The 20,099-nt window shown below is 48.0% G+C and carries 10 protein-coding genes; 4 read left to right on the plus strand and 6 right to left on the minus strand.

Annotated elements, in window-relative coordinates; genetic code table 11:
• From Q0668_RS09105 to Q0668_RS09120, 4 genes are all read right to left on the minus strand, one after another.
• Positions 1–627: leucine-rich repeat domain-containing protein (locus tag Q0668_RS09105; RefSeq protein WP_366918883.1), on the minus strand; the 627-nt coding region annotated here is incomplete at its 3' end.
• Positions 628–817: 190 nt separating this feature from the next.
• A complete protein-coding gene (locus Q0668_RS09110) occupies positions 818–2,833 on the minus strand; it encodes an RHS repeat-associated core domain-containing protein (RefSeq protein ID WP_366918884.1) in 2,016 nt (671 codons plus the stop codon).
• A gap of 531 nt (positions 2,834–3,364) precedes the next feature.
• Complete coding sequence (locus Q0668_RS09115) at positions 3,365–5,446, minus strand: DPP IV N-terminal domain-containing protein (RefSeq protein ID WP_298863198.1); 2,082 nt, start codon at positions 5,444–5,446, stop codon at positions 3,365–3,367.
• A 424-nt stretch (positions 5,447–5,870) separates the two neighbouring features.
• A complete protein-coding gene (locus Q0668_RS09120; protein WP_298863201.1) occupies positions 5,871–7,004 on the minus strand; it encodes a crosslink repair DNA glycosylase YcaQ family protein in 1,134 nt (377 codons plus the stop codon).
• Positions 7,005–7,306: 302 nt separating this feature from the next.
• Between Q0668_RS09120 and Q0668_RS09125 the strand changes: the two genes are divergently transcribed.
• From Q0668_RS09125 to Q0668_RS09135, 3 genes are all read left to right on the plus strand, one after another.
• Positions 7,307–8,185: an alpha/beta hydrolase gene (locus Q0668_RS09125; RefSeq protein WP_298863204.1), complete on the plus strand. Its 879-nt coding sequence runs from the start codon at positions 7,307–7,309 to the stop codon at positions 8,183–8,185.
• A gap of 933 nt (positions 8,186–9,118) precedes the next feature.
• Positions 9,119–9,523, plus strand: a complete 405-nt coding sequence (locus Q0668_RS09130) for a BlaI/MecI/CopY family transcriptional regulator (RefSeq protein ID WP_298863207.1) — start codon at positions 9,119–9,121, stop codon at positions 9,521–9,523.
• Complete coding sequence (locus Q0668_RS09135; RefSeq protein WP_298863209.1) at positions 9,520–13,218, plus strand: M56 family metallopeptidase; 3,699 nt, start codon at positions 9,520–9,522, stop codon at positions 13,216–13,218. The genes Q0668_RS09130 and Q0668_RS09135 overlap by 4 nt, the downstream gene beginning before the upstream one ends.
• A 1,679-nt stretch (positions 13,219–14,897) precedes the next feature.
• Here the strand turns inward: Q0668_RS09135 and Q0668_RS09140 are convergent.
• Together Q0668_RS09140 and Q0668_RS09145 are read right to left on the minus strand one after the other, a co-directional pair.
• Positions 14,898–16,286 (minus strand): DcaP family trimeric outer membrane transporter, encoded by a 1,389-nt coding sequence (locus Q0668_RS09140; RefSeq protein ID WP_298863212.1) that lies wholly within the window; start codon positions 16,284–16,286, stop codon positions 14,898–14,900.
• A 490-nt stretch (positions 16,287–16,776) separates the two neighbouring features.
• Positions 16,777–19,356 carry a mechanosensitive ion channel domain-containing protein gene (locus tag Q0668_RS09145; RefSeq protein WP_298863215.1) on the minus strand — a complete coding sequence of 860 codons (2,580 nt, stop codon included), beginning with the start codon at positions 19,354–19,356 and terminating at the stop codon, positions 16,777–16,779.
• A 418-nt stretch (positions 19,357–19,774) separates the two neighbouring features.
• On the opposite strand from Q0668_RS09145, the gene Q0668_RS09150 reads away from it, so the two are divergent.
• The coding region (locus Q0668_RS09150) for a DUF1254 domain-containing protein (protein WP_298863218.1) at positions 19,775–20,099 on the plus strand (325 nt) is incomplete at its 3' end.

The following is a 20,099-nucleotide window of genomic DNA, read 5'->3' on the forward strand; positions in this document are numbered from 1 at the left end:
TTCCAAATCATGGAGGTTTTTCATTCCCTTCAGGTGAACAAGGTTAGCATCTGCTACTTGTGTAAAACTAAGATTCAGATCGTGTAGGTTTGCCATTCCCTTTAGGTGAATCAAACCAGCGTCAGATATTTTTGTACATGAAAGATTCAGCTCTTGTAGTTTTGGTAATCCTTCTAGACAGATTAATCCAGCGTCTGTTATCTTTGACTCTGATAGATCCAACCATTGAAGCTCTCGTAACCTCTCAAGGTGAGCTAGTCCCTTGTCTGTTATTTCTGTCCCACTGAGATCCAGGGAACCAAGTTCTGATAACCCTTCCAAGTGGCCCATTCCGGTATCTGTTACTTGTGTATAGCAGAGAGACAGACTCTGAAGTTTTGACAGCCCTCGTATTTGAGCGACATCGAGATCGCTCACTGTATTCCCAATCAGATCGAGGTCCGTAACATTTTCAAACGCGCACAAAAAGTCTTCTCCCAACTGACCTGCTAACCAGTCTTCCCATTTGACAGGAAGCGAGTTCAATAGTTGCCCTCGCTCAGTTTGAAAAATAGCGTGTAGATCTCGTAACTTCATAATTGTGCGATAATTCTGCCAAGAGAGAATTGACACGGCTAATAAAACCACACTTAATAATCCCAACCCACACCATAACCATCTGAATAGGGATGTTTTATTTAGACTTGAAGCGTTTTTTTTTTTCGCTCATTTCCGATACGCAATCTTAGTTTATGCATGAAAGAGGTTAATTTAGCCGACTGATTTAATATCCATTATAAGACACGGAAAGACTACTTGTAAGCAAATTCGAAGCAACTCATTTCTTCGTTTTTTTATGGCATGTATCCTTAAATCCTTGTAATGGTTCATCAAATATAACTTTCTCTGGTTTAGTAGATGGAGTCCAGTCATCTAAAAAATCAGGAAAATAGGTTGCAGTTTTCTTATCAGCACCAAAATACCCATCGTCAAACGCAACAGTACACTCATTGTCTACTGTTCTTTTGTAAATTTTTATCTCCAAGTAAACGTGAATAGTACGGCTGGTTGGGTCAGGATCAAAAGCAACCCCTTTCTTGAATGTAAAACATTCTGGCTTCATTTTGATTGTGGCTTGACGGAAAATATTTTCCCAGTCCCAACAATAATATCCAGCAACTGGATCAGCATGAGCACTCGGTCCTTTAGCCTTTCCATTACCATAATTTACGTACCATGCTGTCGTGAGCCGAAATACTAACTCTTTTGCTTCAGAAATACATTGAGCCTCTGTGCATATGTTTTGATCGCTACTATATTTCTTATTCTTACATAGATCTGTTAGTAATTTTAGTCCATTCTGTAGACCTTTGATCCCATCTTGAAATTTAGGACCTTGTGGGTCATCTTCAGGGCGAGCTATATTTCCGCAGGGATAATTGAGCATTGTATCAATTGGCTTTAGAGCTGCTTGGTTCATTGTAAAACATAGATAGGGATATTTTACTTCATCGTCTCCTTCTTGTCGCTTGTAGATATAGACTCTTCTGTTTGGTCTACGCTTGGATGGTTTTATCGCACCAATAACTTTTATATTGCCGCTTGGATCTATCGCATTAGACGGATTATTGGCAACATATCGATAGAGGTTTTCATCACCGGCATCAAAGCCAAGCGGGTCTTCGGATTTAAAGCGACCTTCATCGGCGCCATAAAAGCGATTGCGGAGGCTGTACAGGCCGCTTTCGGCGTCATGGTAATAACCCTCTTTTCCCACCCATTGGTAGGGGTTCACAGTGGTGCCTGTATTACTTTTGACTTCACCGAACACGCTATAGCGGTAGTCGTCGGTGACCGTCTCTGTTTCATCGGTCAGTTCTCGGGTACTACCCAGTGGATCAAAGTGATAGAAGCTGCTGTCCGTAGAACGTGTCTGGCTGATCAGATTACCGTACGCCTGCGGCACGACCGTGTATTCGGCTTCGACGGTGCCCACATCATCCAGTTCGAGGGCAATGTTTTGATCATCCCAGAGGTAGGAGGTAAACTCCAATACCGCTTCTTTTGAGAGTCGAAGTTCATCACTCTTTCTATTGACGGGAGCGTAGGTGAAAGTCACTAAGTCCCCGTTCGGACTTTCGATCTCTGCCATCTGGTTTTCGTAGGTCCAGCTGTAAGTCGTGATGTCGCTCGCCGGATCTTCGATCGAACGTTGATTGCCGTTTTTGTCATACGTGTAAGTCGACGTTCCCGCCGTTTCTTCGGCGGTCTCTAGTCGATTGGCAGCGTCGTAGACGCTGGTCGTAATACTGGAATCGTCATCTTTCACGAGCCGATTGCCGACGGCGTCATAAGCGAAGGTTGTAATCGTGGTGTCGATGGAATCGGTATAACGTTCGGAGAGAACCTGTGAGGTGGAATCGTAGGTCCAGGTCGTGACGTCGCCGTCCAGATTGATACGCTGAGTTCGATTGCCGGCGGCGTTGTACGTATCAACAAAGGAGGAGAAGGGGGTGTTACCCGAAGTAAAGTGTGTGATGTGGGTTTCCTGACCCGCGGCATCGTAGGCCATGCTGGCACGGGTGCCGTTTGCCAGTTGTTTGCGAATTTCCCGACCGGCGGCATCGTAAGTAAAGGTCGTGCGTTCGGACTGCTCATTCATTAAGGTCGTGAGGTTACCACGGGCGTTGTAAGTATACGTGGTTGTGCCGATAGATAGCGCACGTGTGGCACGCTGACCGATGGCATCGTAGACCCAGGTCACCCGCTGACCGGACGGCCAGACCAGACTAAGTACCTGACCGATGGCATCATACGTGCATATAAAGGTCCGCTCACTGCAGTTAATTACCAGTCTGACTCTACTTCAAATGGCAGATTAATGGTTTCACCATCTACATATCTCCAAAAAAACTTCAGGAACGCTCTATATTCATCGGTATTTGTTAAATTGAATTCAACGTCGTCAGAAAGGCCAACAAACTCCAATGACCTCAGCATTGGCGTTGGTCGCTTGACTATAATTGAAAACAGAATTCTTTGACCATTCAGAATAGCACTGCATTCATAAGTAGAATCATTCAATTTTTGTAGCTCTAGTATTGTTATCATTATGGACCTCCCCACCAAATAGTGTCACCCATCCAATGTTGGATAAAATCCTCCCAATCCATCGTGTATTTTGTACCTGGCCTCCATGGATCACGAATTATTACTTTTCCTGCGCTGTCTAATCCATCAATTATGACCATGTGTGACCCACTTCCAAAGCTCTTCACAAAGCAATAATGGACCAGGTCTCTTTTTGTTGCTTGATTACCGTCTAATCATCGTCGAGCAGAATATTTATACCACGTGGTAGACTTAACGGGAGTTCGCTGATCATTTATTCTGTTGAGATTCCGGAACGTGGTCCAGGTGGAAGATGCTCAAGGAGATATCTGGTGATCAACATTCTGACGTGGAGTTCTGATCCCGGTCCCTCACGAAGACCATGATTTCGATTTGGGTACACCATGTAGTCGAACGGTTTACCAAGTTTGATCAACTTGTCAACCAAGCCTTCGATGATCTGGATATGAGTATTTGTCTCACCAGATCCCGTGATTATTAAAAGTTTGCCATTCAGCCCTTCGGCGAAGTTGATGGGGGCCGATCGTTCGTAACCCTCAGCGTTTACTTTTCGGGTTCGCATGTAAATTTCTTGAAACCAAGCATTGTACAGATGAGGCTGGGGCTTGGGCACTACAGCGATTCCGACATGATACACATCAGGTTTTCGAAACATGGCATTAAGAGTATTCGAGCCACCGCCACTCCAGCCCCAAATTGCAACACGCGAAAGATCGACATAAGATCGCATTCGTCCTAACTGTTTGAGACCGGCCGCCTGGTCTTCAGTTGAGAGAGGTCCAAGGCTGCCAAAAACAGATCGTCTCCAGGCAGCCCCCTTAGGAGATGGCGTGCCGCGGTTATCGATGGATACAACCAAATAACCGAGGTCTGCGATGACTCGATGAAAATCTATCTGAGCTGCGCCCCAACGATCTAAGACCGTCTGCGAATAAGGCTCGCCGTAAACGTAAACGAAGACGGGGTATTTCTTCGATTTATCGAAATCTTTGGGTTTGATCAACCACGCGTCCATGGAAACATCGTTACCAATGTCGAGTTTCAAAAACTCAGTGGGACGTGATATCAACTTCTTTGCCTTTTTTCGAAGTTCTTTGTTGTTCTCCAAAACACGGATCATCTGATGCTTTGGCAGTTCGACAAGCTCAATGATCGGCGGCGTATCCAATCGGGAGTAAGTATGAAATGCCCATTTGGCATCTGGCGAGAAGTTATAGGTATGGGTGCCCGGTTGATCCTCGGGTGTGACCCGTTCAAGAGAACCCGATCCATCTAGCGGAACCCGATACAAATACTTTTGAGTTCCATTCTCTGGGGAGGCATAGAAGTAGTACCAACCACCTTGTTCATCCACGACCGCCTTATCAATAATGTCGTATTCACCCGGAGTCAGCACCGCTAGCTTTTCTCCTTCTCGAGAATAGAGAAACGCGTGCCGCCATCCATCTTTCTCGCTGACTATGATAAATGCTTTGCCACCTTGAACCCAATTCAACCCCTTGTTGATCCTGTGACTTCCCACAGCCCACGCATCATTGGTTTCTTCATAGATACGCTGAATCTCGCCATCCATTGAAACGAGAAAGACCTCGCGTTTGTCACGGAATCGGCTCAGCTTCTCAACCAGTATTTCATCTGAGTTTCCTGCCCAGTCGACTTGTCCCAGGTAGTAGCCCTCTTCCGGGGCCTCAATCGACAACCACTGCGGCTGACCTCCTTTCGTGTCAACAACACCGACTCGAAGAGCTGAAATCACTTCCCCGGTTCTCGCAAAACGGTTTTGCCGAACAGATGGGTAAGACGGGTCATCAGGAACAAGAACATTCCTCATTCTTACGTTGGTTGAATCCGACTCAATGAACAAGACTCGTTTCCCGTCAGGACTCCATTTGGGGTCGCGATAAGAGATGTTACGATCTGATGAGTGCTTGGTCAGTTGCGTTCTTTGCTCACTTTCCAGGTCACGGACGAAAAGGTTTCGCCCACGATATTCCAGTCGGCGTTTTCCGTCTGGCGAATCAAAACCACTCCGATTTGGTTTTGGATCCGATGACTTCAATGCAATACGCTGGCCTGTGCGTACATTGTACTTTGCCAGAACCATCTTGTTCGATTCAGGGTCACGTTCACGTACTGTGTATCCTGAACTGTCCTTAAGCCAGTTTGCTTGCAATCTCTTTGCCCGAAACTCACCACGCTGGTAAATCGCCTGCAGGCGTGGTTTCGATTCTGTTTGCCAATCTGACTGAGGAGATGTCTGACCATGTAGATCACCAAGGTTAATTGTCAGGTAAACAGCGAAAAGAATAAATACATATTTAGTTGAATATTTCATGTTGCCTGATACCAGAGTGTTTGTTTTGGGAGTTCAGTGAAGTTTGACCTGCTCATGAATACGATTGTAGACGATCACGAACTGCATGGGCACTACAATTTCAAAAAAGTAATAATGGATCAAGTCTCAATTTTGTTGCTTAACCGGGGTTAATGCCCTGCGGCTAATGGCGAATACACGACGGTTGATCGGGTGATGGAACAGGAACACTGACTGGTAATCATCTTCACGAAAAGATGTTGGGAAAATGATTCGGGACGACGGGCCAATTCCATCAAACAAAATCAGCCGCACGGCGTTAGCCGCGGTTTTCCTCCATCCAAAAAAACTCCTACCTCGTTCCCACGCAAAACAAATCCCACCAGATGTCCCCAATCCATGGAAAGTAATAATCGACCAGGTTTCTTTTTGGATGCTTCCTGTCTTAGTTGGTGTTGAATTCCAGCGTGTTGCAGCCGTTGAATTTGGCGAATGACAACAGTTTTGATTCCATTTTTTTCTGTAATAAACGCTGATCCACGTTTTTTTCGTAGTGCATGGATTGAACGATCAGCCGTTGATTGATTCGATCTGCTTTGCAATCGATGCGGGCAACAAAGCGGCTGCCCTGGAGGACAGGCAGAGTAAAGTATCCATACTTTCTCTTTGGTGCCGGTACGTAGCATTCAATTTTATAATCAAAATCAAAAAAGGTGATCAGCTTTTTTCTTTGGATGATCAAATTGTCAAAAGGGGATAAAATGTGAATTTTTGAGCCGACCCTGGGAATGTTCTCTAAAGATTGTTTGAGGGCAAAGTAAGGCTGCTCAACCCCTGCTACGGAGACTTTGGATATCTCGTCCGCAGCCACCATTTCGTTGAGAGTCGTCAAAACGGTTGTCTTCGTTCGCGCTTTGCGCATGTAGGCAATTTCGCTGGCGGTGGCTAGTCCATGATGCTGCAACGTTCTTTGAATCAGGTATCGCGCATAGTCAGTTTCGCTTGGTAATGTGGTATCAACAGAACTGGGAATCACATTCTCCGGGAGATCGTATACTTTTTGGAATCCGTCACGTCGGGTAATTTCCAATTTGCCTTCAAGAAAAAGTCTCTCTAATGCTTTTTTCGCTGGTTTCCAATCCCACCACCCCGATTTTCCCTGCTTCGTCATCTCAAAGTCTTTTGACCGAAGTGGACCTTCTTTGCGTATCCTCGTTAAAACCTGTTTCATCATTTTCAGGTCTTTGGGAAACCAGGAATTCTCGCGTTTCTGAAATTCTTTCTTCGGTGGTAAAGAATACCGGTAGTCTTTCATAGGCAGGTAAGAGGCGGCATGGCTCCAGTATTCAAACACGTCTCGTGACTCAACGAGTTTGGTCAGGTCTGCTGGATTATATTTATGATTTCGACTCCAGAAAACATGGTGATGCGCACGTTCCACGACGGAGATGGTATCAATTTGAACGTATCCCAGATGCTCAATAATTTGAACGGGTTTAAAAGCGGGCCCTGTCAGCTTCTGGCTGGCCACCATCAAACGCTGTGCCGATTTCAATGGTAGCTGGATGGTTTTTATCACGGTTCTTTATCGTATTTAAAAGGATAATGGATCGACACAAGCAAGGGACGTTCATGCTGCACCTGTCTGAGCATGGTACAATTGTGTAAAACACAAGTCTATCAGGCAAGTTGTTATGAAACGAATTATAAGGGCCGCACGCTCACAACGGATGAGCGAAACCAGTTGCACCGATGAGAAGTTGGACCCACAACAGCATTTTCTTGCATCCGTAATGCCACTGGTGTAGAGTGAAATCAATAGCGTTGTAGGCGCATTCGTTAATCCATTCCGTAAGATTGCAATGAACAGGAATTTCCCGCATGAACTTCAGACTCATTCTCGCTCTCGTATTCCCGCTTCTTACCTTCAGCAACGCTGCGATTGCCCAGAAACTGACGTCAGACATTCCTTACGTGGAGAATGGTCACGCTCGTCATGTGCTTGATATTTACACGCCGGAAAAGCCTGCCGGGAATAGCCTGCCGGTCGTGTTCTGGATACACGGTGGCGGATGGCAAGTTGGGGACAAGAGTGATGTGGCGCTGAAACCCAAAGTACTGACCGATCGTGGTTTTGTTTTTGTGTCGACAAATTATCGACTTCTTCCCGAAGTGAAAATGGATGCGTTGACTGGCGATGTTGCCAAGTCGCTCGCTTGGGTACACAAAAACATTGCCAAATATGGCGGCGATCCCAAACGAATTTTTGTGGGGGGACATTCCGCCGGCGCTCAGTTGGCGGCATTAATTTGTACTGACGACCGCTATTTAAAGAATGAAGGGGTGCCGTTCGATGTGCTCAAAGGTTGTATTCCGGTTGACGGAGATACTTACGACATCCCCAAGATCATCATGACAGCGGAGTTCCGCCAGACTCTCTACGGCGGCAAGATGTTTACCTTTGGTCATCGGCAAAAATTTGGAGACGACCCGGAAAAGCATGTTGATTATTCAGCCGTGACTCATGTGAAAAAAGGCAAAGGGATACCGCCTTTCCTCATTCTGTATTTTCCGGGTAATCCAGATACAAGAGCTCAGGCGCAAAGATTGGAAAGTGTGCTGAAGGCGTCAGAAATTCCCACAACCGTGTATGGCAAAAGTGACAGCAACCACAGGCGCCTGAATAACGACCTTGGTAAGCCCGATGACCCGGCGACACTGAAGCTCTATGAGTTTCTGGATCCATTAGTTTCGCAGTAGAATTGATATGCGGGAGATTTTTCTGACACTACTGCTTCATACATCATGGGAAGCCCGCAGAGTGAAGTCGGACGAGTGATATGCGTGATCAGATTCTAGTTGTAATGAGATTGGCTTGGGAGAATTTAATAATGGACCAGGTCCAAAAGTGTTCGGCGTGGTTTATGCTATCTCGGTAGAAGAACCGGGGCTAATGCCCTTCGGCTAATGGCGAACACAAGGCGGTATACGGAGAAGGTGTCAGCGACAAATGGTGTGGCTTGAATTTAATTCGGGCTGAGCGTCGCGAGCGGGAAATTTTAGAGAACTCATACGAATGAGAATGATCAAGCACTTAAACAGACAGCAGACTATCGGCATCGTTTCAAAAATGACTATGTAACGGTTATTAACTGGTCATTCGTGTTTTTCTCAGACTCAGTTTCAGTTGTCTTAAAACTCTGGCTCATTGAGTTAAGTGAATTATGATTTTCGGGATGAGTTTATCCGATCAATTAGTCTTGATTTCATATAAAACTTAGGATTGGATCAAGCTCCTCGAAAATCTAACGTTTTCTGCGGCTTTATTACACACACGTCGCGTTCACCGGGTGCATGTAGCGCTCCCGCGATGTAGCACTCTGATTACGGGCTGGGCCTGGGCTGGAGGGGGCATTTCCCCTAAATGAAGAAAACATCCCGTATGTCGAGGTCACCGGGGCCTTTCCGTGGCGCCAAGACCAGCGTCTACAATGGCAGCTTTCGCGCGGTGTGTTTCATGCGTTTTCCCAATATTTCTTGGCGCTGTGCAACTCAGATACAAAACAACAAAGTTGACTGTTTTAACTTTATTTAATGAACCAACATTCTATTTCTATTTAAATAGATATTTCCATTGACATGCCTCTCCCACAGGCCTAATATCTACCTAACTAGAAATAAAGGGAGACTGCTATGACGAGACCTATGTCGGTGTATCCGACGGAGCTTGAATTACAGATTTTGAAGATTCTGTGGGAAGGTAGTTCTGCATTAACGGTGCGTGAAGTGCGTGATGCCCTTGCGGCGACCGGGCGCGATCTGGCACATACCTCTGTCATTACCACGCTGGGGACGATGGTTGGTAAGGAGCAACTGGAAAAGCTCGAACCATTACAAGGGAAGGCGTTCCGGTTTGCTCCGTTGTTGCCGCAGGAAGATGTCTCTCGGCAGATGCTTGGCGATTTGGTTAATCGTGTTTTTGATGGTTCTGCTGAAGCGGTGATGCTGAGTCTGTTTGATGTCTCAACGTTAGATGAAGATGATGTCAAACGATTGCGAAAACTTTTTAACAAGAAGTTAAGGGAGCAAAAATCATGACTGATGCGTTTATTGATGAAATCTGTTTACGATGGTTGATCACGTTACTTCATTTTCTCTGGCAAGGTGCAGCAATTGGGATTGTGGTCTTCTTTGCTGATAAGTTATTGCGCAATCGGTCAGCATCTGCGCGGTATCTTTTCCACACAAGTGTATTTCTTGGTTTACCGATCTGTATAGCTATCACCTTTGCAATGGTCACGTTTCTTCCGAAGATCGAAGAAAGCTTTTCGATACCACTTGTTGCAGAGGTTCATGCGCCATCGAACATCCATCACATTGAGCAAAGTGATTTAACACCAGCAACACAACCAGTCGAACAATCGGTATCTCATACCAGTGTTGCTCCAATACCCATCCAACCAACAGAAAAAACCGCCAAACAACCGTTTCTTTCACGGGTTGCACCGTTGATTATGATTGTTTATTTATTAGGAGCCTGTTTCTTTGTGCTGCGGTTGGGTGCTGCGCTGTGGGGTGGTCATCGCTTGCGGATTGCTTCGAGAAAGGTGACTGATTCAAAAATACTAGAGATGATCAAGAATCAATCACGCAAAGTCGGCCTTCGCTTTGTCCCACTGGTTTCGTACTGTGAACGGATTGATGTTCCAACAGTCATTGGTGTATTGAAGCCGATGATTTTACTCCCTGCATCACTGGTGACCGGGCTTGATTCTGAACAATTCGCAGCGATCCTCAGTCACGAGCTGGCTCACATTCGGCGTAACGATTTACTCATGAATTTACTGCAACGTCTGATAGAATCAGCCCTCTTCTTTCATCCGGTCGTCTGGTACATCAGCCGTCAGATGAGTGCAGAACGAGAATCCTGCTGTGATGATCTGGTCGTGACATCTGGTTACCGACCGATTGATTATGCAGGGGCATTGTTACGAATGGCGGAGGTCTGCATCACTGAAAAACAACCAGACAGCACCGCTCTCGCTGCATCGGGAGACAACCCCTCACAACTGGATCATCGCATTCAACGCTTATTAAATTCCCAAAAACAGACTCCACTACGACTCACCCGCAGCGGTGTGATTTTGATGACATTACTGTTTATCTCGCTGGCAATCACCCCCGTCGCACTTCGAAACTGGGCACAGGCTGATGATTCAAAACCAGAGGTGAATAACGAAGTAACGATTGAGAGTGAAAAGTTGAATTCGCAGGCTACGACGGATGACGGAGAAGCACTCTCACGCGTGGCTCCCGGGGACGCCCCAAAGAATTACGATTTGTTCCTCGTTCGCGGCCGTGTGGTGCATCGAACAACCGCAGTGAAAGACGCGGATATCCAAGTGAGATTAATAAGAAATGGAAACCGGTTCGACAAACCTATAAAGAGTTGGCGCCTCAAATCAGACCTGGCCGGGAAGTACCAGTTTGAATGCAGTCTGATTTCGGGCAAACAGGAACAATATGCGATTGAGATCGACATTGTTTCTGACGGCTACGTTGATTTCAGACAATTCTTTTATAGGCCATTCGTCCGCGCCAAGTCCGAAATCGAAATTCCTGAGGCGCAGCTCAATGTTGGCCGGCTCGTATCGGGGCGCTGCCTCGGCGTTGACTCGAAACCTGTAGCTGATGCAGTCATCCGTTGTGTGAGCTACCCGGCAACAGGAAAACCGTGGTCGGCTCGGATGCGGACTGCCGACGAGGCCGGTCGATTCAAGCTAACCCTCCCGAATGATGCCACCGGCGAGCTACTGATCTGTTCTGCCAATACATTGCCGCGACGGGTCTCAATCGGACCTAACGATAGCATATTAGATGACATTACACTTGAGCCGGCAACGCGAATAAAGGGTCGCGTGCTTAGCCGTGCCGGTCAACCCGTAGCAAGTTGTCTCGTCAGTTTTGAAAGTATCGATCGTGGCGATTTGCCTGGCGCTGGTTTCTCTATTCGATTTGCCGCCAAGACAGACTCGAATGGCCGTTTCGAGATTCCACCAATTCGCGGACGGTTTGAAGTCGGATTGGCTGAAAGAATCGCCGTGAGCCAGGAGTTGGAGAACCCGCTCTACACAAACACAGCACCTCCGCCACTGGTTCCTGAGGTATTGGATTTCGATGGCAAGTCTGTCACGCCCGGACTGACACTGCGATGTGCTCCTGAAGTAAGGATTTCCGGTACCATCGTCATGTCTGATGGAAAGCCTGCGGTGGGTGCTGATGTGATGTTACACGCCGCGGTCGAGGTAACGGGGCCAAAGAGCGCCGCTAATTTCATGCGTCAAGTGAGGACCGATGAAACGGGCCGCTATCGGTTTACGGGGCTTCCCCGCGGATTGTCAAACGCTTTTCTAGTCATTCCGCCTCGACAATTGTCGAACGGTGATCTGACAAACGCGATGCGGCGTGGAAAGGTCGCTTCGAAATACGAATTCATCACGCCAGTGCTCACGATTGGTACGGTGCAGAACAGTATCGAACACCTGGACTTTCAGTTCGAGGCGCTCGGCAAGCGAGCGCCGGACGACGACGGAGCAGCAGAAAGATTCCGCAAGATTTCGGACCGGGATCTCTTGGCATTAGGAATGGAATTCGAGCGACGGCTTGCGGCGTGGGAGAAAACAGTAAAACCGAATGCCGCCAACGAGGTTGCGGCGTTCCGCAGTCATCCCCGAAATGCTCTGGCGTTTCGATTTGTGCAGTTGGCTGAGAAACACGCGGATCACTCCGTTTCGCTGAGCGCCCTGCGTCGCGTCTTTCTCGCAGCAAGAGTTACCGGTGATTTAGGAGCACAAGTGGTCAAGGCAAAGGAGCGTGGGATTGATATCGTCCTGGCTCGCCACCTTGAGCACCCAAACCTTTTGATGCTCTTTGACTATCTGAAGGGTGATATATTGTCAACGAGAGCGGAAACTCTCTTGCGATCTGCTATATCAAAGAGTCCCCATCGCGATGTCCGGGGTGCAGCATCTTTTTACCTGGCTTACTATCTCAGGAGGAAGGCACGGCTTCCCGAAGCAGCTATTGCTCTAAGACAAAGAGGGACTGAATTTCAGGGAAAGGAGATGCGCGACGCTGGAGAACGTCTGAAAGTCGCAGTCGGTCGCGCGGCGGAAGGTGTGGATCCTGTTAAGTTGAGAGACGAGTCAAGGCAGCTCTTCCAGCGTGTGATCGACGAGTACGGTGATGTGGCGTTTACGTTCAGGCCTGAGGGGCCCGCCGGTGTCTTCTGTGCGAGGGTTAAGCGATCAGATACCGAGCCCCTCGAAGAACAGGCTCGTTTCTTTCTCAACTCATTCCATGTTGCTTTGGAGGAGCCGGCGCCAGCGATCGTGGGGGTAGATGTCCGTGGAAGGGAGTTTTCAATCAGCGACTATCGTGGCAAGGTTGTTGTGCTGACGTTTACCGCCGACTGGTGCGTCCCGTGCAAGGCCATGTACCCTGATTTACGAGCACTTGTGGAGCGGATGGATGGAAAGCCATTCGCCCTATTAAGTGTGAGCGCAGATAGGACCTTAGAAACCTTGAAGATGTCTGTTGAGAATGACGAGATCACTTGGCGATGTTGGTGGGATGGAGCACGCGGCCCTATCGCGACGAGTTGGGGAGTCGGGAAATTTCCGTCAGTATATGTGATTGACCGTCGTGGAATCATCCGTTTTAGAGATTTCACGGATATAGGAGAACTAAATCGTGTCGTAGACCAACTCGTTGGGCAAGCTGACAAGCGCTAGTCGAACAGCGATCAGAGCGAACGAATCGGAGCTGCTGTAAGCGGCCAACCGCGACGTCTTAGTCCGAGAGATTCTGTTCGCACGCTGCGAGGGGGCGACGGCAGTCAATTCGAGCGACAGTCTAAAGCAGCCGATGATCCTCTAAGATGGAGGATCACTTCAGCATGATCCTTTCAATGGCGTAGGGTCAAAAAACTCCGCTAACCCATTTTTGCAGAATCATCCGACACTTCCCCGTCGTCTGATTCTCCCATCTCGGTCGCTTTTGTAATCCTATCAACTCATACGTGTTCCGACACACCCTTAAAACGACCCATTTTGCGAACTCTGTACCTGCTCCTAGAATCCAGACTTTTTTGCGGAATCTGATTTGATTGATAGAAACTTTCTATCACCATATTACATCGTTCCAGCCTGTATCGCAAAATGGGTCAACTGGAAATGCACGAAGCAGATGTTGGGCAGGATTTGGACGACTGACCTGGGTCGATCAGATTCTAGTTGTAATGAGAGTGGCTCGGGAGAATTTAATAATGGACCAGGTCTCTATTTGGTGCTCAGCCGCACTGCGTTAGCCGCGGTTTATGCCATCTCGGTATAAGAACCGGGGCTAATGCCCTTCGGCTAATGGCTAACACATGGCGGTATACGGAGAAGGTGTCAGCGACAAATGGTGTGGCTTGAATGTAATTCGGGCTGTGCATAGCGAGTAGGAAGTTACAGGGAAACCGTACTGATTCTACAGCATCGGTTGAACTGCGTGGTGGAACAAGGGTGATTGGTTTTCTGTTAGTTTTTGGGACGCGTGCCCTGACAGTTTCCTGTTGCCTGTGGCAATTCCGAATTGTATTCGGAACCACCCGAGGTTTTTTGTTTTGGGGCCATGAAAAATAAAAGCTGGCTCCCTGAGAGAGGCCGCTTTGTGTTGGATGAATCAAAGGTGTCAGCGACTGGAAGTGATTTGCGCGCCTTGGGTTAAGAAATAGTTATGGTTATCGAACGGTCAGGATTCTGGTACGCCGAGACTATTCTGCACTTCATCGACATGTTAGAGTGAATTTTGTCTATTAATAGTTTTCTTGCTTGGGTTCATACGACATGGATAGACTCCGACAATGTATCTCGATTCTGTTTGACACCGAAGAGCATGAGTCTGCATTGTCCATCCTTGATGACCTGCCGAGTGATACGGGCCAAGACCCGATCCGGCTTCAACTTGCAGCGGTTCTCTTCAGCATCTCAAAAGCGCAATTGAATTGTGCGACCAAGACTTCCGTGACTTGCTAATGAATGCAGGGTTTGGCGATGACATCAATGCCCATCTTGCATGGATCCCCCGCGCATTTCAAAAACGTGAAGCTGAGGGTTGAATGAATGGTGGCCAAATAGAAGGGGTCGAGTTTGATCCCAATGAAGATGTTTGGAGACTGACGACGACCCAACGAAAAGAAAGGATGCCAAAATAATTTCGCTAGCCGGTCTCGAACCCGTAGTGATTTACCTGGTGCGTTATTTGTCTGGAAAAGAAGAACTTGTTGCACAAAACCATCTCGTAAAACGCGAGATAACAACAACGTGAACTGGAGTGGCTTATTCAAATGATTTGAGCGTCAATTTGTTACTGGTGAAACAAATCGTGTAAAGGTCACATTAAGATGAAACGATTTTACAAAATCTGTTTAGGGTAAATCGAAAATGAATGAGGCCTGGATGCGGTGGGCAGCTCCTGATGCGCCGCTGACATTTTCTCGAATACCATAGAGATATTCGACACCTACCTTGACGCGTTTTAAGGGGCTGTAGATTAAGTTTGCCGCTAGATATGTTGTTTTCTTGACATCATCCGGGTTTTGAAACGGAGTCGTGTCTAAACTGTTTTCGGCATAGGTAAAGTTTGAACTGAGTAAATCGTTCCAGTTATGTGTCAAACCGACCATCCAGCCAAACATCGGTAGCACTCTGTTACCATCTGTGCTGTTGGGGGCTGAGTCAGGCAAACCACGGTAACTGCCAATTCCTTCACCGAACACAATTTGTGAGTATGCTTTTGTGGAGTCGGAAAGGTAATAGACTCCCGTAAAGTTGTTTCCCCACCCAGATTTAGTGATCACAGCTTTCCCGGTTGGCTGGAAACCACCGATACGATACAGGCTGGCCACCTGAAAACTACCTCTTTCGCGTTCCAGGCGTAAGTGTCCCACGAAATCGGGTGAAGGACTGCGGGCAGTTCCCGTAACCCCAAAGGGTGGCTCGATAATAAATTTTGTATCTTCAACAGCGAGTGCCAGGCTTAAGTCATCGCGAAAGATTTTCTGTGTCCAGCGCGCCTGTGCCTGACGTCGATTCACAGCGGAAACAGAGCCTTCAAAGTCGAGTGTTGCAGGGGCGGCTGCGACATCGGTGAAAGTGGTCCAGGTCTGGCCTACGATGAGTGGACCCACTTCTCCATAGGCCTGTCTGAGTCGAAAATGATTATCATTATTGCCACCATTGCCATCATCGAAAAAATCGCCTTCGATATAAACTTTGACAACATTACCATCCGACAGCCAGCGTGTGTCAAAACTCAGTCTGGATTGTTTGGCATGAAAGCGCGTCTTCGTACGAGGAGGTGCACCTACGGGGATGCTGGTCGTTACGAAAGAATCTGTAGAATTGATCGGGTTAAAGTCATGAATGAAATCTGCTTTCACATAACCACCGATCTTCATGGCAACGTTGTCCCCAAGGACAATCAAGCCCCCTTTGAATTCGGGTGCAGCGTATAAATTCAAGCCAACATTATAATTTGAATTGTTTGAAAATGGGCCTGCAAATTGTTCCGCACCACCACTTTGAAGCACCGAAAGTGCGGGCAGTGGTTGCATTGTGGCCACGGAAGTTTGTGTCATTGGTGGTGGTAAATCAAGACTGGCTTCCTGATCTGTTGAAAACGTTTGTAAGCTTGGATTCTTGTCAACAGAATCGGCATTGAACGGATCAACCGAATCCTGTGCATCACTAATTCGTACGCGCGCAGCGGGCAGCTTCGGATCTGGAAACAGATCTTCCTGCGCCCATCCGTTCATGGGGAACATAATGAATATGAGGACCAGAAACAGGCCGCAAATAGACGGTAGTATGCGATTTGTCGAAAGGGATTTTGGAGAGAGAAGTAGAAACAATTTATTTAAACTTTCATAGCGAAATCACATCTGTTCTACGAGGCTAGACAGAATGGAATTTCGTTTCGAATGTTTTAGCAATCAAAGGGATTCAGGGGGATCATGATGTATACGAGGATCAGAAACAGTCGAGGATTCGACGGCAATTCAGGTAGGCAATTTATGATTAATAGATAGGAATTTTGGAGAGAGAGATTCGTAATTTATCAAAACTTTGAAATCAGTACAACGTCTATTTTGTGCCGATAGAAATAATACTATTTCGATGAAATTCTTCTATCAGGTAAAGACTTACAAACTGTCAGCCGAGGGCTTGAGATTGGCTTCTATAATAACGGTAGCGATGCTTTTTTTTTCGCTGTACTCGCTGTGGATTAAGATGCGCCGATCGATATTACTTTTCGTTTCTACTATCTGACTGCGGCTTAGTCGTATCCAGTTCAGCAGCTAGATTGGGTGGAGTGCTGATCAGATGCAGATCACGTTGTGGGAAGGGTACGCCAATCTTCGCTTCTTCAAGGGCCTGCTGGATGGCAATCGCAAGCTCGCTGCGCATCGCGAGGTGTGAATTTGAAAAACTACCGTCGTGAACGTTAATCCATGCCCGGAGTTTGAAGTCGAGAGAGCTGTCGCCAAAGTTTACGAAGAAGGCATGTGGCTCGGGATCAGACAGTATCTTCGGATTGGCCTTCGCTACTTCGACCAGTAAATCGATCACGCGTTGGGCAGGTGTTCCGTATTCGACACCCACGTCCATGACAATGCGTCGTCGCCTGTCCGAGAGCGTCCAGTTGATGACTCTGTCAGAAATGAGCATCCCATTTGGTACAATGACTTCGGCTCCGTCAAACGTGCGGATTACACTGGCGCGAATACCGATGCGTTTCATGATTCCCGAAGTGTCAGTCAAATCGATCGTATCCCCGACGTCGATGGGCCGCTCAAACAACAGGATCAAACCTGACACGAAATTGTTGACGACATTTTGCAGGCCGAATCCGATACCCACACCTAGCCCACCGGCAATTACAGCCAGCTTCGTGATCTCGATACCAGCCGCCGACAAGCCGAACATAAAGCCTATGAAGATCAGAGTGTATCGTGCGAGGTTCGAGATTGCATTCGGCAAACCTCGAGCCATACGCACTCGGGTGAAGACGTCTTCCTGCAGGATCACTTGTACAAAACGTGCGAGTACGAAGGAGAGCCAGATTGTGAAGATAAATACCAGCACATCGGCAATAGACACTGAGAGCGCGCCAGTGGTAATACTGGCGTTGAGTATCAGCTTAACGAGATCTGTCGCAGGTGCGAGCAGACCGAGTTGCCCGCATACAAGTGAGGCCCACAGGCATACTGCCAGCACGCTTAATATCCGTTGAAGTAATTGGTCCACGAACTCACGATGATTTGAGATCGCGCGAATTAAACGGAGAGGTCGGAGTACAATCGCAAAAGTCGCCAGGCCGTAGAATACTTTGAGCAATACGAAGATCAGCAGGCCTAGATAGCCACTCCGCAAAGCGATGCCTCCCAGCAGGACTGCAAGGTCGCTCCAGCCGGCTAGATCAGCCAGGATCGCTAACATCACGAGGACAGCGCCGACGCGCATCGCAAAATGAATAAATTTGACAAAGGGATAACTCCGCCAGTTTTCTGGCAGCTTTGCGATCTGGCTGGGGCGCAGTAACCAAATCAGCAAGCTGAGTCCACCGACCAGCTCGCCCATGAAAACGAGGCGTTCAAGAGTGGGCGTTGTGTCCAGCAGGTCGCGCCCCCGATCGATTGTAAACAGGATCGCGAATCCCCAGACTAATGGGGCCATGGCGGAGGGCATGAAACGCAGAACAATTCGTATTGTCGCTATCGCCATTATTGCGGCGGCTATGAGGCCTGCGGTACGCGGGGATGTCGGGTGGAGTGGGATCGTCAGAGTAGCCGTTATTAAGACAGACATTGCCCAGGGGTGCTCAAATACCAACTGGGCATGGGCTTGTCGTTGGTGTTGGACATTGACGATCCTCGCTCTGGTGCGGTTGCGGAGCCATCGCAGACCCAGCCCGAGCGCCACAAACAAGATAACCTGGAACCCAAGTGTCCGCGTGTCTTGCCGGTTCTCATTAAAACGCTGCAACAACTGCTGTGGTCCCAGGGTCTGCCACTCCTTGCGGATCGATTCTCGCACGAGTGGGCTCCACAATGGCGGGTGGTCGGCCTGGAAAATTCCCTCAACCCTGGTATCAACTTCACTTTGCAACTTCTCGGCACCTTCACTGAGAGCGACGCTCGGATTCACGAGTTTGTCTCGTAATGCCAATACATCGTTGCGCCGCTTGACGATGGTTGATCTTGCCTGCGCAATCGCAGCACGCACAGCCCCGATGCGTGTAATCGTTGTTGCTTCAGCACCCTCTTGAGTTTTTGCGAGTTCGTCCGTCGCCTTCCAGACTGCTGAAATCCTGTCAACCTGAGCGAGTGACTCACTCAAATCTTCGAGCTGATCTTCCAGTTCCTCTGCGAGGGACCGCAAGTCCTTCAGCATTTCGTTTAATTTGGACTCAAATCTTTGCAGGACGCGGATATTCGGCTGGCCGGCGAGCGTATTCGGTGTCTTCGCTAGATACGACTTGATTTCTTTAAGCGTGCGATCCGTTTCAGAACTAACCTGCTCGAGAACCTTTCGGGAATTTTTGCGAGGCAGGAGTATATCCAGTTCCGCACCGATGGTTTCAGCGCGATTCGACACTTGATCCAGCGGGATCGGCTGATCGATCTGTGCAGCCTGCCCGGGATCGGCGAGTGCCCCATTAGCGGGAGTTTTTGCATTTCCCGGCGTTTCTGCCGCGTTCTCCTGCGCCCACACATCGAAGTCAGGAAAACAGAGGACGGTACACGCTAAGAATAAACTTGCGAGTCGAAAAAGTCTCTGGCGGGGAAAGAACAGTCGAGTGTCTGGCTTTGCAATATTGTGCATAGTGATATTCAACAGTAGTTGGAAAGAGAAGGGGTAAGCCTGAACCAGGCGAAGATCTTGCTCTCGGAATTGTGACAAAAGAAAAAGCTCGAAAACTTACAACGTGTTCTTACGTTTATGGATGTGTAAGCATTCCAATAACGCGACACAGGGAATATTTTCGAGCGATTCTCATGCTACAACGTCAATTTTAAAATCGCAAGCGAACGTTTCTGCAGTGGCGAAATACGGTCGGTGTGTCTCAAAATCGTCGTAGTCTCCCTGCAAGTGATTTGCGCGCCTTGGGTTAAAAAATTGTTAAGGTTGTCGAACGGTCGGGATTCTGGTACGCCGAGACTACTCTGCATTTCACCGACATGTTAGACTGGTTTTGTTCTATTAATTCGCGGGCTTGAATCTATTTTCTAAGGAGTGCGTCATGGCCTTTACTCGATTTGTAACTGCCCTCTTTCTCTGCCTCATATCGACTGCCGTTCATGGTGGTGAGACGGTCAACATTCTGAACTACGTTCGTGCCGAGACTGATATGCAGTTCAAAGGCTACGCTGCTAAGGCTGGTGGTGTCGGCAAGCTTTTAAATTTTCGCGAGGTGTACTCGGTCAAGAACCAGACGACGATCCGTGGCAACCGGGACACGTTGTACTCGTTCGGCGTGTACGACCTGGCCAGCCCGGTGACTATTATCAAGCCGGCATCTCCGGACCGATTCCAGTCTTTGCTCGTAATCGACCAGGACGAATATA

It is taken from the genome of uncultured Gimesia sp., from assembly GCF_937910335.1.
Classification (GTDB): domain Bacteria; phylum Planctomycetota; class Planctomycetia; order Planctomycetales; family Planctomycetaceae; genus Gimesia.